Origin of the sequence: Streptomyces sp. NBC_01750, assembly GCF_035918095.1 — a bacterium.
Lineage (GTDB): Bacteria > Actinomycetota > Actinomycetes > Streptomycetales > Streptomycetaceae > Streptomyces.
The window spans coordinates 5,165,976-5,192,026 of record NZ_CP109137.1 but is presented as its reverse complement, the minus strand read 5'-3'; the positions used below and the strand labels follow the sequence as shown (position 1 = coordinate 5,192,026).

The 26,051-nt window shown below is 68.5% G+C and carries 21 protein-coding genes; 6 read left to right on the top strand and 15 right to left on the bottom strand.

What is annotated here, in order from left to right:
- Nucleotides 1-42 precede the first annotated feature (42 nt).
- Nucleotides 43-1,551 (top strand): FAD-dependent monooxygenase, encoded by a 1,509-nt coding sequence (locus OG966_RS23520; RefSeq protein ID WP_326651776.1) that lies wholly within the window; start codon nt 43-45, stop codon nt 1,549-1,551.
- A gap of 173 nt (nt 1,552-1,724) precedes the next feature.
- Here the strand turns inward: OG966_RS23520 and OG966_RS23515 are convergent, their stop codons facing one another.
- Nucleotides 1,725-2,198 (bottom strand): hypothetical protein, encoded by a 474-nt coding sequence (locus tag OG966_RS23515; protein ID WP_326651775.1) that lies wholly within the window; start codon nt 2,196-2,198, stop codon nt 1,725-1,727.
- 91 nt (nt 2,199-2,289) lie between these two features.
- Between OG966_RS23515 and OG966_RS23510 the strand changes: the two genes are divergently transcribed.
- Both OG966_RS23510 and OG966_RS23505 read left to right on the top strand, forming a co-directional pair.
- A complete protein-coding gene (locus OG966_RS23510; protein WP_326651774.1) occupies nt 2,290-2,625 on the top strand; it encodes a YnfA family protein in 336 nt (111 codons plus the stop codon).
- Between the two features lie 66 nt (nt 2,626-2,691).
- Nucleotides 2,692-3,456, top strand: coding sequence for an SDR family NAD(P)-dependent oxidoreductase (locus OG966_RS23505; protein ID WP_326651773.1), 765 nt, complete (start codon nt 2,692-2,694; stop codon nt 3,454-3,456).
- Nucleotides 3,457-3,478: 22 nt separating this feature from the next.
- On the opposite strand, the gene OG966_RS23500 is transcribed toward OG966_RS23505, so the two are convergent.
- Nucleotides 3,479-5,512 (bottom strand): ATP-binding SpoIIE family protein phosphatase, encoded by a 2,034-nt coding sequence (locus OG966_RS23500; protein ID WP_326651771.1) that lies wholly within the window; start codon nt 5,510-5,512, stop codon nt 3,479-3,481.
- Nucleotides 5,513-5,908: 396 nt separating this feature from the next.
- Nucleotides 5,909-6,553, bottom strand: a complete 645-nt coding sequence (locus OG966_RS23495) for a TetR family transcriptional regulator (RefSeq protein ID WP_326651770.1) — start codon at nt 6,551-6,553, stop codon at nt 5,909-5,911.
- A 106-nt stretch (nt 6,554-6,659) separates the two neighbouring features.
- Between OG966_RS23495 and OG966_RS23490 the strand changes: the two genes are divergently transcribed.
- Nucleotides 6,660-8,165 (top strand): FAD-dependent monooxygenase, encoded by a 1,506-nt coding sequence (locus OG966_RS23490; protein ID WP_326651769.1) that lies wholly within the window; start codon nt 6,660-6,662, stop codon nt 8,163-8,165.
- A gap of 223 nt (nt 8,166-8,388) precedes the next feature.
- Here the strand turns inward: OG966_RS23490 and OG966_RS23485 are convergent, their stop codons facing one another.
- Nucleotides 8,389-8,997 (bottom strand): MepB family protein, encoded by a 609-nt coding sequence (locus tag OG966_RS23485; RefSeq protein ID WP_326651768.1) that lies wholly within the window; start codon nt 8,995-8,997, stop codon nt 8,389-8,391.
- 536 nt (nt 8,998-9,533) lie between these two features.
- Here OG966_RS23485 and OG966_RS23480 point away from each other — a divergent pair.
- A complete protein-coding gene (locus OG966_RS23480; protein WP_326651767.1) occupies nt 9,534-10,244 on the top strand; it encodes a calcium-binding protein in 711 nt (236 codons plus the stop codon).
- A 521-nt stretch (nt 10,245-10,765) separates the two neighbouring features.
- On the opposite strand, the gene OG966_RS23475 is transcribed toward OG966_RS23480, so the two are convergent.
- From OG966_RS23475 to OG966_RS23430, 10 genes are all read right to left on the bottom strand, one after another.
- Nucleotides 10,766-11,860 carry a methyltransferase gene (locus OG966_RS23475; RefSeq protein ID WP_326651766.1) on the bottom strand — a complete coding sequence of 365 codons (1,095 nt, stop codon included), beginning with the start codon at nt 11,858-11,860 and terminating at the stop codon, nt 10,766-10,768.
- Between the two features lie 9 nt (nt 11,861-11,869).
- On the bottom strand, nt 11,870-12,601 hold the full coding sequence (locus tag OG966_RS23470) for a DUF6875 domain-containing protein (RefSeq protein ID WP_326651765.1): 732 nt from the start codon (nt 12,599-12,601) through the stop codon (nt 11,870-11,872).
- A gap of 3 nt (nt 12,602-12,604) precedes the next feature.
- Entirely contained in the window at nt 12,605-14,002 is a 1,398-nt protein-coding gene (locus tag OG966_RS23465; protein WP_326651764.1) for an FAD-dependent oxidoreductase, read from the bottom strand.
- The gene (locus OG966_RS23460; protein WP_326651763.1) at nt 13,999-15,222 is read right to left on the bottom strand and encodes an ATP-grasp domain-containing protein; all 1,224 of its coding nucleotides are present in this window, start codon (nt 15,220-15,222) and stop codon (nt 13,999-14,001) included. Before OG966_RS23460 ends, OG966_RS23465 begins: the two co-directional genes overlap by 4 nt.
- 1 nt (nt 15,223) lies before the next feature.
- Nucleotides 15,224-16,534, bottom strand: coding sequence for an ATP-grasp domain-containing protein (locus OG966_RS23455; protein ID WP_326651762.1), 1,311 nt, complete (start codon nt 16,532-16,534; stop codon nt 15,224-15,226).
- A gap of 14 nt (nt 16,535-16,548) precedes the next feature.
- Complete coding sequence (locus OG966_RS23450; RefSeq protein ID WP_326651761.1) at nt 16,549-17,844, bottom strand: MFS transporter; 1,296 nt, start codon at nt 17,842-17,844, stop codon at nt 16,549-16,551.
- A gap of 673 nt (nt 17,845-18,517) precedes the next feature.
- Nucleotides 18,518-18,931, bottom strand: a complete 414-nt coding sequence (locus OG966_RS23445) for an RtcB family protein (RefSeq protein ID WP_326655334.1) — start codon at nt 18,929-18,931, stop codon at nt 18,518-18,520.
- 272 nt (nt 18,932-19,203) lie between these two features.
- The gene (locus OG966_RS23440) at nt 19,204-21,828 is read right to left on the bottom strand and encodes a hypothetical protein (protein ID WP_326651760.1); all 2,625 of its coding nucleotides are present in this window, start codon (nt 21,826-21,828) and stop codon (nt 19,204-19,206) included.
- Nucleotides 21,829-22,014: 186 nt separating this feature from the next.
- Nucleotides 22,015-22,170 (bottom strand): hypothetical protein, encoded by a 156-nt coding sequence (locus OG966_RS23435; RefSeq protein WP_326651759.1) that lies wholly within the window; start codon nt 22,168-22,170, stop codon nt 22,015-22,017.
- A 69-nt stretch (nt 22,171-22,239) separates the two neighbouring features.
- On the bottom strand, nt 22,240-23,202 hold the full coding sequence (locus tag OG966_RS23430; RefSeq protein WP_326651757.1) for a helix-turn-helix transcriptional regulator: 963 nt from the start codon (nt 23,200-23,202) through the stop codon (nt 22,240-22,242).
- A gap of 62 nt (nt 23,203-23,264) precedes the next feature.
- Here OG966_RS23430 and OG966_RS23425 point away from each other — a divergent pair, with 62 nt between their 5' ends.
- Nucleotides 23,265-24,500: an epoxide hydrolase family protein gene (locus OG966_RS23425; RefSeq protein ID WP_326651755.1), complete on the top strand. Its 1,236-nt coding sequence runs from the start codon at nt 23,265-23,267 to the stop codon at nt 24,498-24,500.
- A gap of 213 nt (nt 24,501-24,713) precedes the next feature.
- On the opposite strand, the gene OG966_RS23420 is transcribed toward OG966_RS23425, so the two are convergent.
- A complete protein-coding gene (locus OG966_RS23420) occupies nt 24,714-25,907 on the bottom strand; it encodes an RtcB family protein (RefSeq protein WP_326651753.1) in 1,194 nt (397 codons plus the stop codon).
- Nucleotides 25,908-26,051: the final 144 nt, after the last annotated feature.

Below are 26,051 nucleotides of genomic sequence, written 5' to 3'. Positions count from 1 at the left end.
CAAGCGTTGACCAACGATCGTTGGCACTCAGGAGGCAAAGCCATGACCGGCAAGCCCAGCACCAACGGAACATCCGGCGCAGCCGATGCGGCGGGCGACATCACCGACGTCCTCGTCGTGGGCGCGGGCCCCACCGGGATGCTGCTCGCGGGCGACCTCGCCGCGGCGGGCATCTCGGTCACGGTCATAGAGCGCCGTGCGCACGAGACCAGCAATATGACGCGCGCCTTCGGGGTGCACGCCCGCACGCTGGAACTGCTCGACGCCCGGGGACTGGCCGACGAGCTGGTCAAGAAGGGCACTCCCATCACCGGCCTGCGGCTGTTCGGCCGGCTCTCGCTGGACCTGTCCAAGCTGCCGTCCCGCTTCCCCTATCTGCTGATCACCCCGCAGTACGAGGTGGAGCACCTGCTGGAGCGCCGGGCGCTGTCCACCGGCGTCCACTTCCGGTACGGGGCGGAGCTGCTCGGCCTGCATCAGTCCGCCGGCTCCGGCTCCGGCTCCGGCTCCGGCTCCGGCTCCGGCTCCGAGGCAGGCTCCGACGCGGGCTTGGTCACCGCCGAGATCCAGGACGCCGAAGGCGTGCGTACCACCCTCCGGGCGCGCTATCTGGTCGGCACCGACGGAGTGCGCAGCGCCGTGCGCAAGTCCCTGGGCCTGCCGTTCCCCGGTGTCTCCGTGATCCGGTCCATCGTCCTCGCGGACGTAAAGCTCACCGATGAGCCCGCGGACCTGCTCACAGTCAATGGCACGGGCGACGCCTTCGCCTTCATCGCCCCCTTCGGCGACGGCTGGTACCGGGTCATGGGCTGGAACCGCAAGCGCCAGGTCCCCGACAGCGAGCCCGTCGACCTCGAGGAGGTACGCGAGATCGCCCGCCTCGCCCTCGGCACTGACCACGGCATGCACGACGCCCGCTGGATCTCCCGATTCCACAGCGACGAGCGCCAGGTCCCCTCCTACCGGACCGGCCGCGTCTTCCTCGCCGGCGACGCCGCGCACGTCCACTCCCCGGCCGGGGGCCAGGGCATGAACACCGGCCTCCAGGACGCGGCGAACCTCTCCTGGAAGCTCGCCTCGGCCCTCCGCGGCGATGCCCCCGACCCCGAGGCCCTGCTCGAGAGCTACCAGACCGAGCGGCACCGCGTCGGCGCGATGGTGCTGCGCAGCAGTGGCAGCATCGTCCGCCTCGCCATGGCCCACACCCCGCTTCAGCGTGCGGCCCGCTCCCTCGCCTCCCGGTTCCTGAACGCGGTCGGTCCCGCCGCCGACAAAGCGATGGGCATGATCTCCGGGATCGGCATCTCGTACGGCACCACGCGCGGCGCCCATCGCCTCACGGGCAGGCGCGCACCGGACCTGGAGCTCGCCGAAGGCCGGCTGTACGAACTGCTGCGCAAGGGCGAGTTCGTGCTGGTGGGCCCGGCAGGTGAGACACCTGCCGCCCCGGCCGCCCCCGGCCGCGTCATGCGGGCACACTGGACGACGGACCGCCGCACCGCACTCCTGATCCGCCCCGACGGCTATATCGCCTGGGCAGCCGGCCGCTGAACGGCCCGCCGGCGCGGACTGCGAGCCGACGCCGACCGCGCCCACCGACGATGCGGTGTGGGTGGCGGCGGGATACCTGCGCCATGGGCGATATCGGCGCCATAGGGTCGACGACACCGAGCACCTGTCACGCGGCCCGCCCCCGTTGTGCCGCCCACCGGGGAGGCACCCGCTCAGAAGACGTACGGGTCCCCGGTCGCCGGTACCAGCACTCGGTGCTCGTTGTTCTGCGTGTTCCGGTCGGTCGCGCCGCCGTTCCATTGGGTACCGATGGTCACGACCACCTCGTCCGGTGTGCCCACCGTCCTCAGATCGAGCGCGGCCTGCCGTCCGCCCCCGCCCGCCCGCAGCTCACCCGTGGCCCAGAGCACCACCCGGTCCCCGGACCACAGGCATCCGGGCGGCAGTGCCTGCCCTCCGGCCAGGGGCACCGAGAAGGTCAGCCGCACGGTCGAGTCCGTGAGGCTTGAGGGACCGTAGCTCTCACTCAGCAGCCAGACCGCGAGCCGCCCGTCCGTCAGCGAGACCTGGCCGTGGTGCGCCACATCCGACTCCGGCGCGATCACCCGGCCACCCGCGACCGCGCTTGCCCCCGAGCCGATCACCATCACCGCCGCTGCGGACACCGCCCACAGCGCCTTACGCATCGCACACAGAAGATACCTATTGCTCCCGATCACACCTGATTACTCATCAGCTCCGGCGAGTCCCCGACCTCGTGCATGACAACCTGCATCCATGCTTGTCGCCCGTTCCGCCGCTCTCTTCCTCGTCGCCGCCCTCTTCGAGATCGGCGGAGCCTGGCTCGTCTGGCAAGGGCTCAGGGAGCACCGGGGCTGGATCTGGATCGGCGCGGGAGTCATCGCCCTCGGTGCGTACGGCTTCGTCGCCACCCTCCAGCCGGACGACGAGTTCGGCCGCATCCTCGCCGCGTACGGCGGAGTCTTCGTGGCGGGCTCGATCGCCTGGGGCATGGTCGCCGACGGCTACCGCCCCGACCGCTGGGACGTGCTCGGAGCCCTGGTCTGCCTGGCAGGCATGGCCGTGATCATGTACGCCCCGCGCGGCCGCTGACTCCGCGACCCGCCGCAGGGCCGCCTATCCTGGCCGCATATCGATCACACGCGCGAGGAGTACGTCATGACCGCCGCTGGGACCCCCGTCGCCGTCGTCACCGGAGCCAGCAGCGGCATCGGTGCCGCCACCGCACGGCAACTGGCCGCCGCCGGCCACCACGTCATCCTCACCGCCCGCCGCAAGGACCGCGTCGAGGCACTCGCCGCCGAACTCACCGGCGCGGGCTACCAGGCCACCGCATACGCCCTCGATGTCACCGACCGCCCGGCCGTCGACACCTTCGCCGCCTCCCTCGACCGCTGCGACGTCCTCGTCAACAACGCAGGCGGCGCACTCGGCGCCGACCCCGTCGCCACCGGCGACCCCGCCGACTGGCGCACGATGTACGAGGTCAATGTCATCGGCACGCTCCACGCCACCCAGGCCCTGCTCCCGGCGCTCACCAGGAGCGGCGACGGTACCGTCGTCATCCTCTCCTCCACGGCGGGCCACGCCACCTACGAGGGCGGCGCGGGCTATGTCGCCGCCAAGAACGGCGCCCGTGTCCTGGCCGAGACCCTTCGCCTGGAGATCGTCGGCACGCCGGTCCGCGTGATCGAGATCGCCCCGGGCATGGTCAGGACCGACGAGTTCGCCACGACCCGCTTCCGCGGTGACGAGGAGAAGGCGGCCAAGGTCTACGCGGGCGTGGCCCAGCCCCTCACCGCCGACGATGTCGCCGACACCATCACCTGGGCCGTCACCCGCCCCTCCCACGTCAACATCGATCTGCTCGTGGTCCGCCCCCGCGCCCAGGCCTCCAACTCCAAGGTGCACCGCGAGCTCTGACGGCTGCGGCACGCCCCCGGCGTCAGAGGAGCGTCTGCTCCGTCCAGATGGTCTTGCCTCTCCCCGTACGTCGGGCGCCCCAGGCCTGGCTGAACTGGGCGACCAGGTACAGGCCGCGGCCGCCTTCGTCGTCGTCCTCGGCGTGTCGCAGATGTGGTGAGGCGTTGCTGAAGTCCTCGACCTCACAGGTCAGAACAGCGTCGCGGATCAGGCGGAGCCCGATCGGCCCTTCGGAGTAGCGGACGGCATTGGTCACCAGTTCGCTGGCAATGAGCCCGGTGGTGAAGTCGAGATCGGTGAGGCCCCATTCCGCAAGCCGACCGCTGACCAGACGGCGGGCCTCGGCGGCACTCTCCGGGGCGTTGGCCAGCGTCCAGGAGGCCAGCTTCTGAGGGCCGAGTGAGCGGGTGCGTGCGAGTAGCAGCAGGGCGTCGTCGTCGGGGGGCTCGGGGAGCAGCGCAGCAGCCAGGGCGTCACACGTGTCCTGCAGAGTTCCCGTGCGTCTGCCCAGGACTTCCCGGTAGAGGGGGAGCCGGCTTTCCGTGGTGCCCTGGATGAGCCCGGCGTTGCGGAGGGCGAGGATGCTGCCCTCGGGCACATCCACGCGCGTGATCGTGTACGAGGACGCTCCTCGTCCCAGGACGGGACCGGTCGGGCTTCCAACGATCCGCACTGTGCCATCGGGTATGCCGAGGATGGGCGGAGGGTGCCCGGCGGAGGAGAAGACACAGCTGCGCTCGGTGGGGTCGTAGACGGTGTAGAGGCAGGTCGCCGTCAGCGGCGGCTTGTGGTCGTCCTGCCCAGGCGGGTGATCGTACGAGAGTTCCTCGGTCAGGCTGTGGAGGCGTTGGAGTAGCTCGTCGGGCGGCAGGTCCATGGCGGCGAAGGCCGTGACTGCCGTCCGCAGTCGTCCCATGGTGGTCACGGCTCCCATGCCCCGCCCGGACACGTCGCCCGCCACTAGCGCGACTCGCGCGCCGGACAGCGGGATGACGTCGTACCAGGCGCCGCTGGAGGCCACCGGCAAATAGGTGTACGCGGTCTCCACGGCCGTGTGCGTGGGCAGCCGGGCGGGCACCAGTGACCGTTGAGTGAGGCGGGCGAGCGTGTGCTCGCGTGTGTAGCGGCGGGCGTTGTCGATGCATACCGCGGCACGGGCCACCAGGTCGGCGGCGACGCTCAGGTCGGCCTCCTCGAAGGGCGGTGAGCCCTCCGTGCGGAAGAAGGCCGCAATCCCGAGGACCACCCCACGCGCCGCCACCGGCACGGCCATGAGCGAGTGCGCACCCGCGTCCCGAAGTATCTGGGCGGCAGCCGGATCGCCGGTCGGCCACCGTTCGTCCGCTCCGAGTGTGCGAATGAGACGGGGCCGCAGGTCTGTCAGGGACTGGGCATACGGGCTGCCGTACCGCATCACCCTGACATCACCGACCTCGTACGAGGTCCGGACCGCTTCCGGGGCGGCCGCCCGGAATCCCGCCCGTCGCAGGGTGACCGGGTTGAGCAAGGGCCCCGGAGCGGGGGCTTCGCCATGCAGCACGCTGTCGAGAACGTCCACCGCCACCACGTCGGCCACGCCGGGCGCGGCGATATCGGCGAGCTCCTGCGCCGTACGGAACACATCCAGGGTGGTCCCGATGTGTCCACCGGCGCGGTACAGCAGTTCGAGCCGTCGCTGGGCGCGGTGCTGCTCGGTGATGTCGACCACCGTGGCGGCGACCCCCAGCGTGCGGCCGTCGGCGCTCAGGAGGCGGAATGCCGAGACGGTCAGCACCCGCACTCCATCGGGACCGCGGGGCAGCCGGCCTTCGTACCGGAAGTCGCTGACCGGTTCCCCGGTGGCCAGCACGCCGCGGAGCATGCGGTCGACCTCGTCCACGACGAACCCGAGGTCCCGCAGGGTATGGCCCACGGCCTCACTCTCACTGAAGCGCTGCGCCCCCGGCGCGGCGGCATTGAACCGCACGATCCGTAGATCGGGGTCCAGTACGTACAGGCCGACAGGGGGCTGGGTGAACAACGCCCGGAGCAGTGCCGCGGCGTAGTCGGGGTGCATGCCGTATGGGCCTCCTTCGCCACCGGTCGTCGGTCGTCCACCGCGTGAGCGGCGCGGTCTCCCGCTCCCATTAGGTGAGCCGTCGGCAGTTCGCACCTCCCCTGAGTGCCGTTTGAGTGAGAGGCGAGTGAGAGGCGAAGAGATCCCTTGATACGGCCCCGGCCCGAGGATGTGACTGTCCCGGGACCGGGATCCGGTCGACACGCAGCACAGCCGGCAGCACGGTCAGCATCTGGAGGTTTTCGCGGCGGCGGCCGGGGCGCGGGGCCGCTCGGCCTCCAAACTCCACGGCCGGCCGGGCAGGCGAGCTGTGACACCAGGCTCCGACAATCACAATCACAGCGCAAGGCCCCTGACCACTGCTGGTCCGGGGCCTGTCGATCACTGGTTCTGTCCTCAGTGCGCCGAGCGGCGAGGAAATGCGTCCATGCCGGTGGCGAGCATGCCGAAGGCGCGATTCGCGTCGACCACTGCCTCCGGATAGACCGCATCCGCGCTCCGGCCTTCGGCGATCTTGCGCCAGTTTCGCCGCCCAAGTTCCTGGCGCACTGTCACCAGGTGAAGAGCGGCGAGTCGTGCGATGAGGCTGCTGTCGGCGTCCTGCCGCAGCGTCTCGGCGAGCAGCTCGGCCTCGCGTTCGGTGTAGTGAAGCAGTCGGGTCTGCAGGCTGGGGGTGGTGTAGAGCAGCTGCTGGAAGGTCACGACGTCCGGGTCGTCGTTGAGCCCCGTGATCGGGTCGCGGTCGCGCAGGCCGAGTAGGCAGTGCTCGTGCAGTGCCTGCACCGGCGTCTGGTCGGCGGCTCGGGTGCGCACGATGCGGGCGGCTTCGTCCTGGTGGTCGGCGAAGCGGTGGAGCACAAGGTCTTCCTTGCCGGCGAAGTACCGGAACAGGGTCGGCTTCGACACCTCCGCGGCAGCGGCGATGTCGGCCACGGACACCGCATCGAAGCCGCGCTCGAGGAAGAGCCGGAGCGCCGTGGCCGCGAGGCGCTGATGGGTGCGCAGCTTCTTCTGTTCGCGCAGTCCTGTTGCTTGCTCCATGGCGGTCAGCGTAGCACCACCAGCGAAACCCGGTTACTTTTGTAACCAGGTTGCATTTTATCTGGCGGCCGGGTTGGGTGATCACTCCCGACGTGAGAGGACTTCGATGACCGACGTGTTGATCGTGGGTGCCGGCCCCACCGGCCTCACCCTGGCCTGCGACATCGCCCGACGTGGCGTCGCGGTGCGCATCATCGACAAGAGCCCTGCCCACCACCGCGAATCCCGTGGCAAGACCCTTCACCCACGCAGCCTGGAGGTCCTCGAAGACCTCGGCGTTGCCCACCGAATCGTCGCCGACGGCACCACGCACCAGGTGTTCCGCAAGTACTTCGACGGCGCGCACGTCAGTGACATCGACCCATTCGCCGGCGACGGACCTACCCCTGACGCCCCATTCGACAGTGCCGTGTTCATCGGCCAGTGGCGAATCGAGGAGATCCTTCGCCACCGCCTTTTCCAGTTCGGCGTGCAGGTCGAACTCGGCACGGAGATGGCCGGCCTCACCCAGGACGCGGAGGGCGTGACCGCCATGCTCACCGACGGACGCACCGTGAAGGCCGCCTATCTGGTCGGCTGCGACGGGGGGCACAGCGCCGTCCGCGAAACGCTCGGGGTGCCCTTCGAGGGCCGAACCGAGGACATGCAGTCGATGGTGTGCGGGGACGTGGAGGCCGAGGGCCTCGACCGGGACTTCTGGCACCAGTGGTTCACACCGGCCGGCGCGATCATGCTGTGGCCCGTCCCGGGAACGCGCTCCTTCCAGTTGCAGGCGAGCCCCGAACGTGACGAACTCGGCGAACCCATGCCGCCGACGCTCGACGGCTTCCAAAGGCTCTTCGACCGCCACGCAAAAGTGGCCGGGGTCCGGCTGCGCAACGCCACCTGGCGGTCGACCTGGCGGGTCAACGTGCGCATGGTCGAACAGTCCCGCCTCGGCCGCGTGTTCCTGGCCGGCGACGCCGCCCACGTACACCCGATCGCTGGCGGCCTCGGCATGAACACCGGCATCCAGGATGCCTACAACCTGGGCTGGAAGCTTGCCCTCGCCCTGACCCACCAGGCCGGCTCCGCACTGCTGGACACCTACGAGGAGGAGCGCCTCCCCATCGCCGCCTGGACCCTGCAGATCACCACCGAGCGGCTGGAACACGTACTGGCGGCCATCAAGGAGCCGGGCAACGGCACGGAAGTCACGTTGACGACGGCAGTTCCCCAGGGATACCGGTGGAGCTCGCTCGCCACGGGCCCCGGAAACCAGACCCTGCACCCGGGCGATCGTGCCCCCGACGCGCCGTGCACGGACCCGACAGGCAACCGCATCCGACTCTTCCAGCTCTTTACCGGTCCGCACTTCACACTGCTCGGATTCGGGCCCGCCACCTCGGCGGCACTGCGCGAGGTGGCGAACAAATACGGCGACCTCGTGCGCACCCACATCATCGGCACGGAAGCCTCCGCACTGCGCGACACCGACGGCCACGCCCGCCGCGCCTACGGCATCGACGGCGACGCCCTGGTCCTCGTACGGCCCGACAACCACATAGCCCTCGTCGCCGAAGGCGCGGACAACCAGGCCACGCTCGCCTTCCTCGACACGCTCCGCAGCTAGCGCAGCCGGCCTCTTCCGCTCGACGGTCCAGGTCCCGCTTCGGCCTCTTCCGCACCCAGTGGGCCTAGTTGGAGCTGCCCCTGCGTGATCGGCAGGCTCCGGGCCACTGCTGGTCCGGGTCCTGCCGATCACCGTCTCTTCGGTCCGCTCACTTGCTCATCGGCGGCTTGCCCCAACCGTCTTGACCGGCCATCAGGCGGACGGCTCGACTGTCGCCCGCGGCTCAATGAGGCAGACCACCCCCGTCTGTGCCAGAGGCGGCCATGGGGTGAAACAGGGCGCGGGCCCGGGCCCTGTCGATGGGCTCGTCTTCAGGCAGCTGCAGGAAGTGGTTCAGCTGCCAAATCTGTGAGTTGCGAGCCTGGCGGTTGCTGGTCGTCACCCATGGCGGATAGACGCGGAATGCCCGTTTCCCGGAGGAACCGTTCTTTGAGACGATGCCCCGTTCGCAGAGGACGTCTCGCGGGAACACGAACTGTCCGAACCGCCGACCGTCGCGAGTGCTGATGACGAACAGATCGACGGGATCCTCGGCGTCGAACGGCTGGATCGGCCCGCTCGCCGACCTCTTCCACACCGTGACGAACTGACCGACCTTCGTCGGGGTTGTCTTGGCCACACGGAACCTGACCGAGAAGCCGTCCAGGGTGAACTCGCACGCCCCGTACTCAGCGCTCTCCGCTTCAGGCAACGGCCGTGAGCACGTGAACCCACTCGGGTCATACGCCAGCTCCTTCGCCGCCAACAGATCACTCGGGATCCCAACCCCGCGCGGCCAGGCCCCAGGGTCACGGGCGCAAATCTCCGAAGGGACATCACGTTCCAACGCCATTCCCACATCCTGCCGCCGATCATCGAACAAATTAACGATCCTAGCCTCGATCGTTCATGCGTCCCTGTCGGTTTGCTGACGGGACTCTGTGTTTGTGTGGTGCGGTCTTTTCGGGGCCGGGGCAGGCTGAGGGCCCGGCTCTCGCGTCGGGTCCGTGCGGGCGTCGGCCGAAGGAGTGGTCATGGTGGCACGGTGTATTGGCCGTGACCTGCGGGGAATGCCCGTGACATGAACTTCTTTCCTCTCTCCTTGCGCAGGCGGGTTGGGCGAGAGTGTGACTGTCTGTAAGAGACAGCTGTGCACCTCACCAAGGAGACAGTCGAGCCATGTTCGAGCCCCGCCCGTCCGGCGACCGCCCGAAGACGGCTCGAGCTGAGTGCTCCGGCCGGCGCAGTGGCAGTCCTCGGTCCTTCCCCGCAATCGTCGCCCTCGTCACCGGAGGGCTGTTCGTCTTTTCCACCTCCACGACGGCGGCCACACCGGGAACACAGGGATCACCGAGGAAATCGACCACGGCCGCCGCGCAGGGAACACCGATGGCAGCCACGCACGGGACCACCTCGAACTGCGAGGACACCAGGCCCACCATCGTGGGCACCGAGAAGAACGACATCATCGTCGGGACCCCCGGCAACGACGTGATCTTCGCACTCGGAGGCAACGACACGGTCTACGCACTCGGGGGGAACGACCGCATCTGCGGTGGCCCGGGCAACGACACCCTCAACGGTGACGCCGACAACGACCAGCTCTCCGGCGACTCGGGCGACGACCAGCTCATCGGGGGCCTGGGCAACGACGACCTCCGCGGTCGCTCGGGCAACGACGACCTCCGCGGGGAACCGGGCAACGACGAGCTTTCCGGCGACTCGGGCAACGACCAGCTCATCGGGGGCCTGGGCAACGACCGGCTCGACGGTGACGAGGACAACGACGATCTCCACGGTGGCAGGGGCAACGACCGGCTCGACGGTGGCGAGGAGAACGACACCCTCTACGGTGGCGAGGAGAACGACACCCTCTACGGTGACACCGGCGACGACACCCTCTCCGGCGGCAGGGACAACGACGAGCTCCGCGGTGGCAGGGGCAACGACCGGCTCGACGGTGACGAGGACAACGACCGGCTCTTCGGGGAAGCCGGGGATGACGCTCTGGACGGCGGACGCGGCACGAACACCAACAATGGCGGCCCCGGAACCAACAGCTGCATCAACCCGCGCAACGGCCCCGGCTGCAACGACTGATGCACGGCGCGAGCCTTGCGCCACGGATGCATGGCGCCTTCATTGGGTGGGACTGGGTCGAGGGGGCTGTCCGTGCTGCGCACGGCTTGGAGCTGGGTCTCCTCGACCTGCCGCTGCCGAACATCGCAGTGGGGCTGGGAACGGTGGTTTCCTGAGCGTGCTGGTGGCCTGCGGCACCCGCACCCTCCTCGATGCCGCCTTCGGCCACCGCAAACCCGGCGGTCCTTTGCCCAGCTCGCTGCGGCGTACCCCGTGATGTACGGGGCTGTGGGCGCCGGGTATGCCGCCTCGGGCACCCTCTCCGGGGCGCTGCTCAAGGTGACTGCGCCGTCCCTGGCGATTCTGGCGGGGGTCGCGCTCACCGTCGTACTGACACCGATCGGTGCGATCGGGGAGCGATCGACTCGTGGCGCCCGGCAGCGGCAACGCGCCGGAGAACGAACCTCGCGCCGCCGAACCCGCGGGCAGAGCAGCAGGCCAGAGCTAGTAGGCGCCTGGCCCGCCGCCGTGCCCGGGTCAGGTCAACCGGCCGTGGCCCCGGGCTTGTCAGCCAGGATCAAGCACTCCGTGGGGGCCGACTCCAGGACCTGTCTGCGGGGGTTCACGAAGCCCGCCGCCGTGAGCCAGTCCGCGTACTCGTCGAAGCTGTACGTACGGCCTCCCTGGGTGTGGAAGAGATTGAGGCTGAACAGCCGCACATGGGCCTCGCCGAGCCGGCCCGCTGCCTTGTCGACGTCGGGCAGTGGCTCCAGGAGCGCCACCGTCCCGCCGGGCGCGACGCTGGTGGCAGCCGCGCGCAGCAGGGCCTTGTTCTCCTCGACTCCGTTGCCGTGCAGGATGTTGAAGAGCAGGGCCACATCGTGCCCGGTGCCGAAGTCCGCGCCCAGCCAGTCGCCCTCGCGCAGCGTGAACCGGTCGCTCATGCCCTCGGCCGCGATGGCCTCGGCGCCGATGGCCAGGGCGCCCGGCAGGTCCACGATCGTCGCCCGCAGCCGGTCGTGACGGCGGCAGAACGCCAGCGAGTAGCGGGCGTGGCCGCCGCCGATGTCGAGCAGACGGGTGGCGCCGGCCGGGACCGGGATCAGGTCGACGAGGTCGTCCTTCAGGGACTCGGCCAGGCCGTTGAGCATGGTCTGGAACTCGCGGAGTGTGCTGGGACGTTGCTCGATCCAGGAGTAGAAGTCGACGGCCCGGCTGCCCTTGCGGACCGACACCTCGAGGTCGGTCCACAGCTCGCCGATGACGGCCTGCCAGAAGGAGAAGGCGCTGGCGTAGTCGTCGGGAGCGTCGAGGCGCAGCCAGGTGTCGGTGGCGGCGGTGTTCGCGTACGTCACCTCGGTCCCCTCGGCTTCCCCGGATCCCTCGGTCCTGGTCAGGTAGCCGAAGCTGACCAGCGCCTCCAGGAGCTCCGTGAGGCCACGCTCGTCCGTGGCGGTCCGCCCCGCTAGGGCAGCCGCGCCGAGGGGGCCCCGGTGCAGCTCCTCGAAGACCCCGAGGCGGAAGCCCGCGCCCGCGGCCCGGAAGGAGACCGCGCCGATGAAGTCCAGGTAGGGGGCCGGTGCTTCGTTCGTCTCCACATAGCGGCGGAGCTCGTCAGGCCCGGGGGTGACCGGCATGGGTCCTCCTCATGTCAGTTCCGCGGTGTGTGCCATCGGCCTCGGCGACGGTGTCGGACTCGGCACCTCGAAACCGAGGGTGGTGGCGGCCTCGTCCACCATGGCGCGCAGCCGGGCAGGGATGTCGTCGTACGAGAAGCGTCTGAGGTACGCCGCCATGTAGTCGCGGTCGTGGCTCAGGAACGGCAGGTCGGTCGGGACCATGTGCCGTATCGCCAGGAGCGGTACGGGGCTGTGCAGCGGGCGGAAGTCGTCGTTCCACAGGCCGGCCTTGTCCGGTGGGGCGTCGTGGAACTCGCCGATCATCAGGCCGTGCGAGACATAGTCGATCTTGAGGGCTTCCTGACTCTCGTCGATGAACCGGGTCAGGTCGTCGGCGGGGACGTCGGGGAAGAGGACGAGCATGGTTCGGAACTGTGCGGCGGTGCCACGGGACGGGCCCATCTCGAGGAACCAGTCCCGGTAGTACGTGAGGGTGGCGGCCACCTCGTTACGGTCGGCGGGCACACCCCGGTACAGGCCGAGGTAGAAGGTGCCGCGATCCATGGAGGCCTGGGCGAACGGGCAGACCGGGCCCTTGCGGCCGAGCTCGGGGTGCGGGTTGGTGAGGTAGTCGGACGCCCACCGCGCGACCGTGCGCAGCGCTGCCTCGTGGCCGCGTACCGCTTCGGGCAGCGGGTCACGCGGTAAGTCGGCGAGTTCCAGCAGGAGCCGGTCGGGATAGGACCAGTCGATGAGCACGGACTACCTCACATCCATGGTGGTGCGGTGCGCGCGCCGGGCGGCCCTGCGCGTGAGCCGGAAGAGGGAGAGCGCCGCCCCTGTGGCCGCGGTGGCCGCCAGCCATTTCAGTGCCCTGTCCTGCCGCCCGGCGCGGTCGAGCGCGTCTCCGTACGGCATCGTGGTGTGCGAGACCATCGTGTAGAGCGGCATCCACGCCTTGGGGAATGCCTTGCTGAGCGCCAAGTCTGCTTTCTTCAGGGCGACATGCCAGGGGGAGGCCAGGCGGTCGCGGAGTTCGACGAAGTTCTGCTTGGAGAGTTCGTTGAGGACGTCCGTGTGCTGCTTGCGGGTGTCCTCGAAGTCCTTGAAGGCCGCGTCCAGATCGCCGGGGTGGCGGCCGATGCACGCGTCGAGTTCCAGGCAGTCCTCGAACGACGCGTTCATGCCCTGCCCGTAGAAGGGATAGACCGCGTGCGCGGCGTCGCCGATCAGGACGACCCGGCCGTCATGCTGCCAAGGGCTGGTACGGATGCAGACCAGCGTGCCGGCGGGGTTGGCGTCGAACTCCTTGAGCAGATCGGGGATCAGCGCCTCGGCGTCCGGGAAGTGCTTGCGGAAGAAGCCCAGGATCGCGTCCGGCGTGGTGAGGGTAGCGAAGCTCTCCTCGCCTTCGAACGGCAGGAACAGCGTGCCGGTCAGGGAGTTGTCGCGGTTCGGGTGCGCGACGATCAGGCCCGCGCCACCGGGCCAGATGTGCAGGGCCTCGATCTCCACCTGCGGGGAGCCGTCGGGAGCGGCGGGGATCGTCAGCTCCTTGTAGCCCCACTCCATGAACTCCTGCTGGAGGTCGGCGCGTTCACCTCGGTGCAGCTGGGCGCGGACCGTGGAGTACACGCCGTCGGCGCCGATGACCGCGTCCGCGGCGACCTCCGACTCCTGGCCGGTGGCCTCGTCGGTGACGTACGCGACCGCCTTGTCCTTGTCGAGGCGGGTGAGCCGGCTGCGGAAGTGGAAGGTCACGTTCGGCATGGATTCCGCGCGGTCGATCAGCGTGGAGTTCAGGTCGCCGCGCAGGATCGAATGGAGGATGTGGCTGTCCTCGGTGCCGTACGCCTGGAACGCCGGTTCCGCGCCCGGCCGGTGGATGACCCGGCCGCGCATGGGGACGGTGTGCTGCCAGAGGGTTTCGAGCAGGCCGACCTTGTCCAGGGCGCGGATGCCGCGTGCGGAGAGGCCCAGGTTGATGGAGCGGCCGCTGCTGTCGTCGGTGTCTTTGCGCAGGTCTTCGCGGCGCTCGTACACCGAGACACGGTAGCCGCGCAGGCCCAGATAGACGGCCATGAGGGAGCCGCCGAGACCGGCGCCCACGATGGTGATGCTGGGTGCCTTGCTGTCCACTGTCTCGCTGTCCACTGTCATGGGCGCACTCCTTGGGCAGGGGCAGGGGCAGGGGCAGGGGCAGGAGCGGTGACGACGTCGATGTCCCGCAGGGTGAGCTCACAGCGCTCGATCGCCTCGGCAGCACTGCGGCCGGTGGCGATGACATGGCCGCAGACCCGGTCGACGGACCAGGTCAGGGGCGGCACGACGGTGCCCTCGGTGGCCTTCAGGGCGATGGATACGCCGTCGCGCTCGGCCGTGGGCCGCCGCACGGCGGTGACCGTCCCCGGGTCGGCCTCGATGAACCGGATGGCCGCGCCGCCCTTGGCGGGCGGTACGGCGTGGTCCCAGGTCTCGAGCTCCAGCGGCAGCCCGACGGCCATCCGGACGAGGTCGACTCCGTAGGCGAGCTCGACCAGTTCGGGGATGCTGTCGCCGCCGGTGCGGTTGTGGGACTCGACGATCCGGGGGCCCGCAGGGGTGAGCTTGAGCTCGGTGTGCGAGGGGCCTTCGACGAGCCCTGCCGCGTCAAGGAGGCGCTGGGTCAAGGCGATTGAGGCCTCGGTGAGCTCCGGGCCCAGCTCGGCGGGCACCGCCTGACCGAACTCGATGAAGCGGGGGCCGAGCAGCTTGTCGGTGATCGCCACGACGGTGTGTCGGCCTGCCACGGAGAACGCCTCCAGGCTGATCTCGGACCCTTCCAGATACTCCTCGGCCAGCATCCGGGACCGGCCCACGCGCTTGACCTCGCGCCAGGCCGCGTCGGCGTCGGCCGGGCCCTCGATGCGCTGGACGTCCGCGCTGCCGCCGTGGTCAAGCGGCTTGATGATGGCCGGGCCGCCGAGGCCATCCACGAACGCGGCGAGCTCGTCGGCGCCCTGCACCACGCGGTGCCGCACCGGTGAGAGGCCGGTGTCCGCGAGGAGCAGGCGCATCGCCGACTTGTCCTTGAGCAGCTCGACCGTGCGCGGGCTGTTGCCGCCGAGGCCCAGCTCCGCATTGAGCCGGGCGGCTGGGAGCAGTCCGGGTTCGGTGAGGGTCAGGACCCGCCGGAACGGCCGATCCGCGTGGGCCCTCCGCACCTCGGCGGCGATGGCCTCCTCGTCCAACAGGTCCACGTCGACGACCTGTTCGCACAGCTCCGCGGAGTCCGGGCCGGCCTTGCCCGGTGCGTGGAAGAGGACGGTGTCGAGGCCGTAGTGCGCGGCGGCCCGCAGGATGTCGGACTGGCCCCCGATGACTGCTATGCGTATCGCCATGTCAGCTCCCGACCGGGGAGGCGGACGCGACCTGGGAGTTGGACGCGACAGGCGCGGCTTCCTCGACGGGCTCGAGGCGGACCTCGTAGTCGGCCGCGGTCCCGAGGATCTGCCGGGTGACCTCCGCGGTGGACTCCCCGCGGTAGCGGAACCGGCCGCCGATGAATTCGTACGTGCCGCGAAGATCGGGCACCACGGAGCCGACCTCCGGCAGGACCTCGGCGTACGGGCCGGGGGTGCCCACCATCGAGTTGGCGGCGGCGATGCGGCACGGGCGGGGCCCGGAGAGCGGGACGAGCAGGCAGCCGCCGACCGGTTCGTCGGCCTGGAACGGCCGCAGCCGGGGCAGCACGTCGCACTGCAGATGGAACTCCAGCTCCATCAGGTCGATGCCGTGCACCTCCCGCCAGACGAACGGGATGTCCCCGCCGCCGGGACGGCAGCCGACCTCGAGGAAGACACAGTCGTAGCCGTCGGCGGCCTTGGACAGGAACAGCTCCAGGTGGAACACCCACGGCTTCGACGACATGCCGGGGATGACGACTCTGAGGAACTTCTCCACGGCGGCGTTGGCGGCGGCGTCGTCGATCTCGACCGAGCCGACCGGCTCACCCATCATGAAGGCCAGCGGCCCGGTGGTCGCGGAGTCCGGCACGTTCTCGTACGCGGAAAGCCGCCAGGGGCCGAGGTCCTGCCCGGTGTGGATGCCGTCGACGTGGCACACCCGATGGGGCAGGTACTCCTGTACGACGACGGGGTCGGCGGCGTCGATCGTCAGGCCGGCGATGTCGGCGGGGCCGTCCAGGCGCTGGATGCCCGTGCTGGCCCTGCCCTGCAGGCGCTTGACGATGATGGGCCAGCCGTTTTCGGCGGCGAAATTCTCCAACTCACCGTGGGAGACGACTAATTCGGAGATGGGCGTGGCCACCCCGGTCCTTCGAGCTGCCTCGAGCATCGCCTCCTTGTCGAGGAAGTGGTGCAGCTCCTCCGGGCGCCGCCCCCGCGAGCCGAACTCGGCGCGCAGCCGGGAGGCGACGGCGAGGTCGCCCTCCTGCAGGGCGATGACCGCCTCCGGTGTGCCATGACGGGTGACGGCGGGGTCGATCGCCGCACGTACCGCGTCGTAGTCGGTGACGTCGTCGAGGACCAGGATCTCGGCGGCTTCGTCCGGGACGGCGGACCGGCCGATCTCGGTCGTCACATAGGTGACCTTGCAGGAGTCGTGGTCGAGGTAGGCGAGATAGTCGGCGTATTTGTCCCGCCACCGGTTGAAGATGATGACATGGACGTTGTGCAGGGGTACTGCGGGCATTGGTCTTCTCATTCCTAATCAGATTCCGCTACCGACGCCTCACCCGTCGTCTTCCCCGGCGCCTCATCCGTGGCATCGGCCGCAGTCGGCTGGCCAAGACGTGCGATGACGGGTCGGTAGGAGACGATGATGAGGGCGGCCATGGCGACGAAAGAAGCCGCCATCCCCCAGGGCGGCAGGACCGCACTCAAGCTGAGACCGAGTGACGCGATGATCAGGCCGCCCTGAATACTGAGTTTGAAGACCGCGAGATACGTTGTCCGCGACTGCTCCGGCACCAGGTCGGCGAGCATCGCCTGCATGACCGGAATGTGCATCAACTCGCCGACGGTCAGGGCCGCGACGGCGATGAGCAACAGCATGACAGAATTGCTGAAGCCGAGCGCGGCCATTCCGGCGGCGAAGAGCGCGATGCCCCAGTAGGCGCGCCGTCCGTCCGGAAGATGACGAAGGAGCCGCTCCGAGAAGAACGCAAGGATGACGATCAGCAGGGTGTTCTCGGACCGGAGAATACCGAGCATGCGGTATCCGTCGATGTCGATGGAGAGGAACTGCTGCGGATTCATGTCCTCGGCGAGACGCACGGCGACATAGCCGACCATCTGCATCTCGATGCCCAGCCAGAGCGTCATGCCGAGCACCAGGCGCAGGAACATGGAGTCCTCGAGGACCCCGGTGTAACTGGTGATGAGGCTGCTCATCCTCAGCATGGAGCTGGGCCTTGGGGCCGCCTGCCCCGCGGGGCGCTGCGGCGCGGTCTCGGCCAGGTACCGGACGCTGACGAGGGCGGCGGTGCCGGCGATGGCGGCGGCCACTCCGAGCATGGCCGCGAAGAAGTCGGCGTAGAGGAAGCCGGCGGTCAGTGCGCCGGCGGCCAGAGCCACATTCACCGACCAGTACTGCAGGGTGTAAATGCCCTTGCGCTCGTCGGACGATGTCGTGTCGACGATCATCGCCTCATTCGCCGGGAGCGCGAAGCTGGAGAGCGAGGTATTGAGAACGTAGAAGAGATAGACGGAGATGGCCGAATTGATCCAGGGAGAGCTAAAGAGCGCCATTCCCCCGAATGCGAGCGCCGACCCGGCGGTGCCCACGATCAGCGGCATACGGCGGCCGTACGCATCCGCGACCGGACCGCCGAAAAGGCTGGCGGCGACCGATATTCCCACGGCTAAGAAGACGAGTAACCCGGCGAGCGCGGCGCCGACCTCGGCGGCCAGGTAAATGGCCATGAGAGGCGTGATAATTGTGTTGAGGAAACGCTCTACGAATCCAACTGCAATTCGCAGGCGAAGAGTTGGATGAAGCATACGCCATCGCACTCTCTGAATCCCCCGTCGCGTAGCGTTGTTAACTCTTGTCCGGAGCAGTCTACCGGGGTAACAATCGCGCCTACGAACGCCAAAAGTCAATGTGATGCAAGTCACAACTATGAGATAGTAAAGGAATGTCCAATGAATGTTTTTTGTTAAACGAATTCGAATGGGAAGCGAATAGTGGATTCCGCTTTCGCGCCTTCAACCTGGATTCATCGTGTGACAGTCGACCTGTGGACAGGGACCCATCACCGATCGGCAGCACGCCCATCAGCGCGCCGACCACCCACGAGACTTTGATCAGCAAGTACGGCGACAACGCCAGAGCCGCCCCATACGCAGCGCTCCGCCCGACCCGATCCCAGCGCTCCACCCGAACTCCCCTTCCATCGGCAGGAATCCCAGCCTCCGGCCTTACCCGCCCGGCCACATCCCCCGCCGGACGCATCCGCCTCCCCCACCCGGGGGAGGCAACGGGTGGCAACTGAGTACCGAAAGACCACCACGACGAGTCCTCCCGCACAGTGCGGTGAGCGAGCACTACTGAGCACGTGGATGACGGCCGGCGCCTCGTCTAAAGGGACCGCGCGCAGAGTGATCGCTGGCAGCAACGGGTCCCCGGGCTGCCTTCAGCCCGGGACCCATTGATGAGGTGGTCTGCTGCCCCTCAGCCCTTCACACAGATGACCTGCTTGAGCTTCGCGACGACCTGCACCAGGTCCCGCTGCTGCTCCATCACCTTCTCGATCGGCTTGTACGCACCCGGAATCTCATCCACGACGCCGGAGTCCGTACGGCACTCCACACCCCGCGTCTGCTCCTCCAGATCCTTCGTCGAGAACCGCCGCTTCGCCGCGCTACGGCTCATCTTCCGACCGGCTCCGTGCGACGCCGAGTTGAAGGACTTGGCGTTTCCGAGCCCCTTCACGATGTACGAACCGGTGCCCATCGACCCCGGAATGATGCCGAACTCCCCGCTGCCGGCGCGGATGGCGCCCATACGGGTGACCAGCAGGTCCATCCCCTCGCACCGATCCTCCGCCACATAGTCGTGTTGACTACAACTGACCTGCTCAGTCAGGCGAGTTCGCGGCGGCATACTCGGTTTCGCGACGTTGAGGACACTGCCGCAGCCTCGCGTTCCGCGCAGCCAAAGAGGTACGCGATGCCTTCCGCGAGCCTGTCCTGACCATCTCTCACGGCCGCGTCGTGTATCCGTCTGCCCGCTCCGCGCAGCCCATCCACGCTATTGGGCCGTACGGGGGCACCCACTGGGTTGTACGGGTGCCCCCCGGCCTCGGCATGCGGGGTGCGCGGATCTGAGGGCGCCAAGCCCACGGCACACGGTGTGTGCTACACGCACCCTCCGGCACGGGTGCACGTGGTGCTGTCCTTCAGTTGGTAGCCGGAGCCGTCGTCCGCGTAGTAGTCGACGACGACGCGCTGCGCGCCGTTATCCACCAGCGAGAAGTTGAGTGTCTGCGGTCCGAACGGATGGTCGCCCGCGGAGCAGAACTTGGTCGTCGAGGCGGTCTTGACCGACCCGTCCGCGCCGGTCCCGGTCAGCAGGACATAGCGGCAGCCGCTCGCCACGTGGTTGTTGCCGATGAACGTCACGGACCGTTCCAGCCACTGCAGTTCACCTGTCCCGACGCTTGCCCCGTGCGTCAGCCGGAACTCGGTGACCTCGTCCCGTGCCCCACTGTCGGTGACACAGCCGCCGCGCGTGCACTTCTGCGTCTCCTTCGTCGCGTACGTGAGCCCGCCGTCCTCGGATGCCCAGTACGTGACGACGACGTCGCGGGGGGCGAAGTCTCCGAAGTCGAACTCGACCTGGCTGAAGGGGTGGTCACCGGCCGAGCAGTGGCGGGTCGTGGTGGACCGCTGCACCGATCCGTTGGCCCCGGTGGCGACCATCTCGACGAAGCGGCAGCCGCTGGCCACATGATTGTTGCCGTTCAGGGTGACGGACCGGTTGTACCAGGTCGCCGACCCGGCGCCGACACTCGCTCCGTGCTCCGTACGGAACTCGGTCACCCAGTCCGCCGCAGTGTTGTCCGTGACGCATCCGGTGCGGGTGCACTTCTGGATCTCCTTCGTGGCGTACGTGCGTCCGGCATCGTCGGACGCCCAGTACGTGACGACGACGTCGCGGGGGGCGAAGTCTCCGAAGTCGAACTCGACCTGGCCGAAGGGGTGGTCACCGGCCGAGCAGTGGCGCGTGGTGGTGGCCCGCTGCACCGATCCGTTGGCCCCGGTGGCGACCATCTCGACGAAGCGGCAGCCGCTTTCAATGTGGTTGTTGCCGGTGATCCTCGTCGACCGGTTGTACCAGGACACCGCGCCGGTACCGAGGCTCGCGCCGTGGCGCAGCTTGAACACGGTCACCGGCCCCGGGTCGCGCGGCGAGCTGACACACGCGCCGTCGGTCGCGGTGCACCGCACGGTGCCCTTGGTCTCATACGGGCCGGTCTGGTCGTCCGCCACCCAGTAGGTGATCTGGGCGTGGGTCGGTTCCGGCAGGCCCGCGAAACTGATGTTCCCCTCGAACTGGCGGGTGCTGTTCAGGTCGCCCGAGTTGATGCAGAACGGACTCGATGTCCGCGCCTGCTTAGTTCCGTCGGCCGCGAACACCACCACCTCGACGAACCGGCAGCCGCTGACGACCTTGTTGCCGCCCTCGAACGTCACGCTCTCCTTGCCCAGGGTTCGGAACCAGCGCAGATCGCCCGATGCCACGCTGTTGCCGTGGGACAGCTCGAACTTCGACAGGGGGCGCAGCTCTGTCGCCGGTATGGGCGGCCGCAGATGGTCCATCGACACCATGTCGAAGACGCTCCAGTAGCCGGAGGACCAATCCTGGTCCGGCTCGTTGGTTTTCGTGCTCACATGGGTGAACGCCTCGACGCCGACCCAACCCTGGAACTTTCCGGAGTCGTCGATGACCTGGAGCATGGGCCGCGGGTGCGAGTTGTACTGGTAGCAGTCCTCGCTGCTCGCAGCCAGGCCCTGACACCAGATTTCCTCCAGGTTGCGCCTGCCACCGCCGATTTCTCCGATGTAGCGGACCCGTTCGACGTCGTCCACCTGCCCCAGACACGTCGTGCCGGCCTGGAGGAAGCCCATGCACGCGGCACCCGAGCAGCGCTTCCACGGGTCCTTCGGGTTCTCGCCGCCCTCCCCGCTGAACGTCCAGTCGCCGCCGGCCCCTTCACGGCCCACGATCCCGGCCTTGGCCGAGACGTTCGCACCCCGGTACTGCTCCTTGCTGTACACGTCATCGGTGAGGAGTTCGTCCATGGACACCCGGCTGGCCGCGTCCAGCTCGGCGTTGCTGCCGTACCCGACGCCGAAAGTGGCGCCGTAGTCCGAGAACGCCCCGCCCCACGTGGTGGATGTGGGGACCGTCGCCTCCGGCCGAAGGTTCTCGTAGAAGGTGGGACTGGAGATGCGGGCGACCTTGCCACCGGCCAACCCGGTCTCCAGCTGCCAGCTCTCACTGCGGCTCTGCGGAAGGTCCGTTCCGTCGGCCTTCTTCTTCCATGTCACGACGACCACCGACCTGATGGGGTCGTAGACGAAGGTTCCCTCGTATCCTCCCCACGGCCCGGCGGACGGGTTCTCGAAGCCCTCGACCGTGCGGATGTCGCAGACCGGCACGTCAACGCCGTCGCAGTCCGCGTTCATCGCCGGTTTCCGCTCCGGCTGTTCACGCTGGTGCCAGTCCCAGAAGTTCGTCTTGACGGTGCCGCTCTCATGGAACTCGTAGTAGCCGAGCCGCACCCAGTTGCGGTAGTCGGTCACCTCCGGCCTGTCGAGGCCACCAACGGCGACCACCCAGTTCTTCTTGCCGCCCGGCAGTGCCGAGGCCGCCTGCGCGGGTTCCGCCGACACCAGTGTCGCCGCGAGCAATACGAGTGCACCGAGCAGCGCGACCGCCACCCGTCGCACAGCGCTCGCTGTGTTGTTGTAGTTCATGTCCCCCCTCTTCTGCCTCCCCGAGTTGCCGGGGGACACCGCGCGCTCGAACAAGCACGCCAGCGCATCATAGGAACAGCGAGCCTCGCCGACCCCCTCTGCCGCATGCGGGATGCTCGGCGCCGTGCTGGGCCTCACGTTGTTGCTGACGGGGCACGACCCGGATACGCCGGAAAATCCGCCCGCTCAGGGGACCCACTCGTGCTTTCCTCCGCCGACCCATCTCACGAACGCGGGATCGTCGACGTCGAGATGATTCAGCCCCGCTTGGCGCGCCAGCCTGATCACATCCAGCATGTCGTAGGGGCGACCCTGCCACTGCGGTCCGACAACCGTGGCCATGCCTGACCGGGGTAGCGTCCTGCGCGCGGACGGTGTTCTTGAACCGGGCTCCGCATGAAATGGGGGGACCTATACCTCTCGTACGGCATTCAGGCAGCGGGAGCCTTGGGTGCGCAGAGCGTCGGCAAGTTCGGGTGGGGCGTGGGTGAGGGTGAAGTCGGCGTCGACCGAGGTGATCATCCAGACGAGGTCGCGGGGGGTGCCGGCGCCCAGGTGCAGCAGACAGCTGTGGTCGTCGACGGGTTCGATGACGCCCATGCCGGGCCAGACGCGGTCGGCGACCGCTGCGGCGGGCTCGTGCAGGGTGATGGTGGCCCGGAAGGGCCACGTCTGCGACGACAGCTGGTGGGCCAGATAGGTGGCCACGTCGCCGTCGGGGAGTTCGCGGGGGCTGAACTGCGGGCCGGTCGGAGTGCGTGGGGTGAGCCGGTCGACGCGGAAGGTGCGCCAGTCGGTGCGTTCGGTGTCCCAGGCGACCAGGTACCAGTGGCGCCCGAAGCTGACCAGGCTGTGCGGTTCGACCGAGCGGATGCTTGGCCCGCGGTGGGGGCTGGTGTAGTCGAAGCGCAGCCGCTCACGTCGGCGGCACGCCGCGGCAATGGCCATGAGGGTGTCCGCAGAGACCTTGGGGGCCGGGACCGCGCCGGCCCGTACGGTAGCGGTGTGCAGGGTGTGCACCCGGTGCCGCAGCCGGGATGGCAACACCTGCTCCAGCTTGGTGAGTGCGCGCAGGGAGAACTCCTCGATCCCGGTGACCGAGCCGCCGGCCGCGGTGCGTAGCCCGATCGCGACGGCGATGGCCTCATCGTCGTCGAGCAGCAGCGGGGGCAGCTCGGCCCCGGGGCCGAGCCGGTAGCCGGCGGCGCCCTGGGTGGCGTGCACCGGGTAACCGAGCTCGCGCAGCCGCTCCACATCGCGGCGCAGGGTGCGCCGGCTGACTGCGAGGCGTTCGGCGAGCTCGGCGCCGGACCAGTCGCGGTGGGTCTGCAGCAAGGAGAGCAGCTTCAGCAGCCGCCCGGAGGTCTCGAGCATGCCTCCAGACTGCCCGAAGGTTAGGACCAGAAGTGACCTAAGCAAGCCCTAGCGTCACAGCCATGGCAAACACGACACCCGGCATCCGCTCCTTCCGCATCGACATCCCGCAGACCCAACTCGACGAGCTGCACGCCCGTCTCGCTGCCAGCCGCTGGCCGGACGAGCTGCCCGGTGTCGGCTGGAGCCGCGGCGTTCCGTTGGCTTACCTCAAGGACCTCGCCGAACACTGGCGCACCGCCTACGACTGGCGGGTGCACGAGGCGGCGCTCAACGAGCACCCCCAGTACCTGACCGCCATCGATGGGCAGAACATTCATTTCCTGCACGTACGCTCCCCCGAGCCCGATGCCACGCCGCTGATGCTGCTGCATGGCTGGCCGGGCTCAGTGGTGGATTTCCTCGATGTCATCGGGCCCTTGTCCGATCCCCGCGCGCACGGCGGCGATCCGGCAGACGCCTTCCACCTGGTCGTCCCCTCGCTGCCGGGGTTCGCGTTCTCCACCCCACTGGCCGGGCCGGGCATGGGCGCGGCCACGATGGCCGGGGCGCTCACCCAGCTGATGTCCCGCCTCGGCTACGCGCGCTACGGCGTCCAGGGCTACGACACCGGCTCGTGGGTCGCCCCGGAGATGGGCAAGCAGGCCCCGGACCACGTCGTCGGCATCCACGTCAACGCGATGATCACGTTCCCGGTCGGCGCGGAAGGCGAGATGGACGGCCTCACCGAAGTCGAACAACGGCGCTGGCAGGCCATGCAGAACTTCAACGACGGCTACCTGCAGTGCAACTCCAAACGGCCGCAGACGGTGGCCTACGCCCTCACCGACTCCCCTGTCGGCCAGCTGGCCTGGATCGTGGAAAAATTCAAGGAGTTCACCGACCCGGAAGATGGGGTGCCCGAGGACAGCATCGACCGGGACCGCATCCTGACCGAGATCTCGTTGTACTGGCTGACCGGCACCGCCGCTTCAGCCGCCCAGGTCTACTACGAGGAGATCTCGGCGAACGACTGGAGCGAGGCCGCAGCCGACGACTGGAACACCGACTCCAGCGTCGACAGCGCCCAAGACACCAGCTGGGTCAACGGCCAGGACAACTGGGCAGCCGACCGGCGCGGGACGGTGCCCACCGCCGTACTGGTCTCCACCCACGACGTGACCATCCGCCGCTGGGCCGAACGCGACCACAACGTCGTGCGGTGGACCGAACTCGACCGCGGTGGCCACTTCCTCGCGATGGAAGCCCCGGACCTGCTCGTCAGCGACGTCCGCGAGTTCTTCGGCAAAGCACGCTGAAAGGGAGATCCGAACCCTCAACTGGCGGGCGAATCAGCCTCATCACTGATCATGCAACCAAGTGGGGGAGAGGAGCAGGGGCGGGGATTTTCAGTTTCAGAGATCCTCATCACGCTCGCCCCTCGGCCGGACGCGGTCGTCGCAACCCGCTCGGCGACCGACGGGCCCCGGACGCGGAGTCCGGGGCATGTCGATCACGTGAGGTGCTGGACGTCAGCCCTTCACACAGATGACCTGCTTGAGCTTCGCGACCACCTGCACCAGGTCCCGCTGCTGCTCCATCACCTTCTCGATCGGCTTGTACGCACCCGGGATCTCATCCACGACGCCGGAGTCCTTACGGCACTCCACACCCCGCGTCTGCTCCTCCAGATCCTTCGTCGAGAACCGCCGCTTCGCCGCGCTACGGCTCATCTTCCGACCGGCTCCGTGCGACGCCGAGTTGAAGGACTTGGCGTTTCCGAGCCCCTTCACGATGTACGAACCGGTGCCCATCGACCCCGGAATGATGCCGAACTCCCCACTGCCGGCGCGGATGGCGCCCTTACGGGTGACCAGCAGGTCCATCCCCTCGTACCGCTCCTCCGCCACATAGTTGTGGTGGCAGGAGATCACCGGCTCGAAGGTCACCTTCGCCTTCTTGAATTCCTTGCGGACCACGTCCTGGAAGAGCCCCATCATGATCGCGCGGTTGTACTTCGCGTACTCCTGCGCCCAGAACAGGTCGTTCCGGTACGCCGCCATCTGCGGGGTGTCCGAGATGAAGACCGCCAGGTCGCGGTCGACCAGGCCCTGGTTGTGCGGCAGCTTCTGCGCCTCGCCGATATGGAAGTCGGCCAGTTCCTTGCCGATGTTCCGTGATCCGGAGTGCAGCATCAGCCAGACCGAACCCGATTCGTCGAGACAGAACTCGACAAAGTGGTTCCCGGATCCCAGCGTTCCCATCTGCTTCGTCGCCCGGTCCTGACGGAACTTGACCGCATCGGCCACCCCGTCGAACCGGCTCCAGAAGTCGTCCCATCCCGCCGTCGGGAAACCGTGCACGCGGCCCGGGTCCACCGGGTCGTCGTGCATCCCCCGGCCGACCGGAATAGCCTGCTCGATCTTGGTGCGGAGCCGGGAAAGGTCACCCGGCAGATCGTTCGCGGTGAGCGACGTCTTCACGGCCGACATACCGCAGCCGATATCGACTCCGACCGCCGCCGGGCAGACCGCGCCGTGCATCGCGATCACCGAGCCGACCGTCGCGCCTTTGCCGTAGTGGACGTCCGGCATCACGGCCAGGCCCTTGATCCAGGGCAGGGTGGCGACGTTCTGCAGCTGCTGCATCGCACCGCCCTCAACCGTCGAAGGGTCGGCCCACATCCGGATCGGGACCTTGGCGCCCGGCACCTCTACATACGACATAACTCCTCGATTCCCCCGTAAAAGCCTAAAACGCAAAATCCGGTGCCAAGGACCGCAAAAGACTCAACGGACCGGCATCCACGGCAGCGTGTGCGATAGACATTGTGTCCATCGGCCGCCATCGGGCGGCAACCGCTTTTCCTC

Excerpts from the sequence above, each read along its gene's own strand:
- OG966_RS23520 (WP_326651776.1), top strand. The coding sequence starts at position 43 with ATGACCGGCAAGCCCAGCACCAACGGAACATCCGGCGCAGCCGATGCG.
- OG966_RS23515 (WP_326651775.1), bottom strand. The coding sequence starts at position 2,198 with ATGCGTAAGGCGCTGTGGGCGGTGTCCGCAGCGGCGGTGATGGTGATC.
- OG966_RS23510 (WP_326651774.1), top strand. The coding sequence starts at position 2,290 with ATGCTTGTCGCCCGTTCCGCCGCTCTCTTCCTCGTCGCCGCCCTCTTC.
- OG966_RS23505 (WP_326651773.1), top strand. The coding sequence starts at position 2,692 with ATGACCGCCGCTGGGACCCCCGTCGCCGTCGTCACCGGAGCCAGCAGC.
- OG966_RS23500 (WP_326651771.1), bottom strand. The coding sequence starts at position 5,512 with ATGCACCCCGACTACGCCGCGGCACTGCTCCGGGCGTTGTTCACCCAG.
- OG966_RS23495 (WP_326651770.1), bottom strand. The coding sequence starts at position 6,553 with ATGGAGCAAGCAACAGGACTGCGCGAACAGAAGAAGCTGCGCACCCAT.
- OG966_RS23490 (WP_326651769.1), top strand. The coding sequence starts at position 6,660 with ATGACCGACGTGTTGATCGTGGGTGCCGGCCCCACCGGCCTCACCCTG.
- OG966_RS23485 (WP_326651768.1), bottom strand. The coding sequence starts at position 8,997 with ATGGCGTTGGAACGTGATGTCCCTTCGGAGATTTGCGCCCGTGACCCT.
- OG966_RS23480 (WP_326651767.1), top strand. The coding sequence starts at position 9,534 with ATGGCAGCCACGCACGGGACCACCTCGAACTGCGAGGACACCAGGCCC.
- OG966_RS23475 (WP_326651766.1), bottom strand. The coding sequence starts at position 11,860 with ATGCCGGTCACCCCCGGGCCTGACGAGCTCCGCCGCTATGTGGAGACG.
- OG966_RS23465 (WP_326651764.1), bottom strand. The coding sequence starts at position 14,002 with ATGACAGTGGACAGCGAGACAGTGGACAGCAAGGCACCCAGCATCACC.
- OG966_RS23460 (WP_326651763.1), bottom strand. The coding sequence starts at position 15,222 with ATGGCGATACGCATAGCAGTCATCGGGGGCCAGTCCGACATCCTGCGG.
- OG966_RS23455 (WP_326651762.1), bottom strand. The coding sequence starts at position 16,534 with ATGCCCGCAGTACCCCTGCACAACGTCCATGTCATCATCTTCAACCGG.
- OG966_RS23450 (WP_326651761.1), bottom strand. The coding sequence starts at position 17,844 with ATGCTTCATCCAACTCTTCGCCTGCGAATTGCAGTTGGATTCGTAGAG.
- OG966_RS23440 (WP_326651760.1), bottom strand. The coding sequence starts at position 21,828 with ATGAACTACAACAACACAGCGAGCGCTGTGCGACGGGTGGCGGTCGCG.
- OG966_RS23435 (WP_326651759.1), bottom strand. The coding sequence starts at position 22,170 with ATGGCCACGGTTGTCGGACCGCAGTGGCAGGGTCGCCCCTACGACATG.
- OG966_RS23430 (WP_326651757.1), bottom strand. The coding sequence starts at position 23,202 with ATGCTCGAGACCTCCGGGCGGCTGCTGAAGCTGCTCTCCTTGCTGCAG.
- OG966_RS23425 (WP_326651755.1), top strand. The coding sequence starts at position 23,265 with ATGGCAAACACGACACCCGGCATCCGCTCCTTCCGCATCGACATCCCG.
- OG966_RS23420 (WP_326651753.1), bottom strand. The coding sequence starts at position 25,907 with ATGTCGTATGTAGAGGTGCCGGGCGCCAAGGTCCCGATCCGGATGTGG.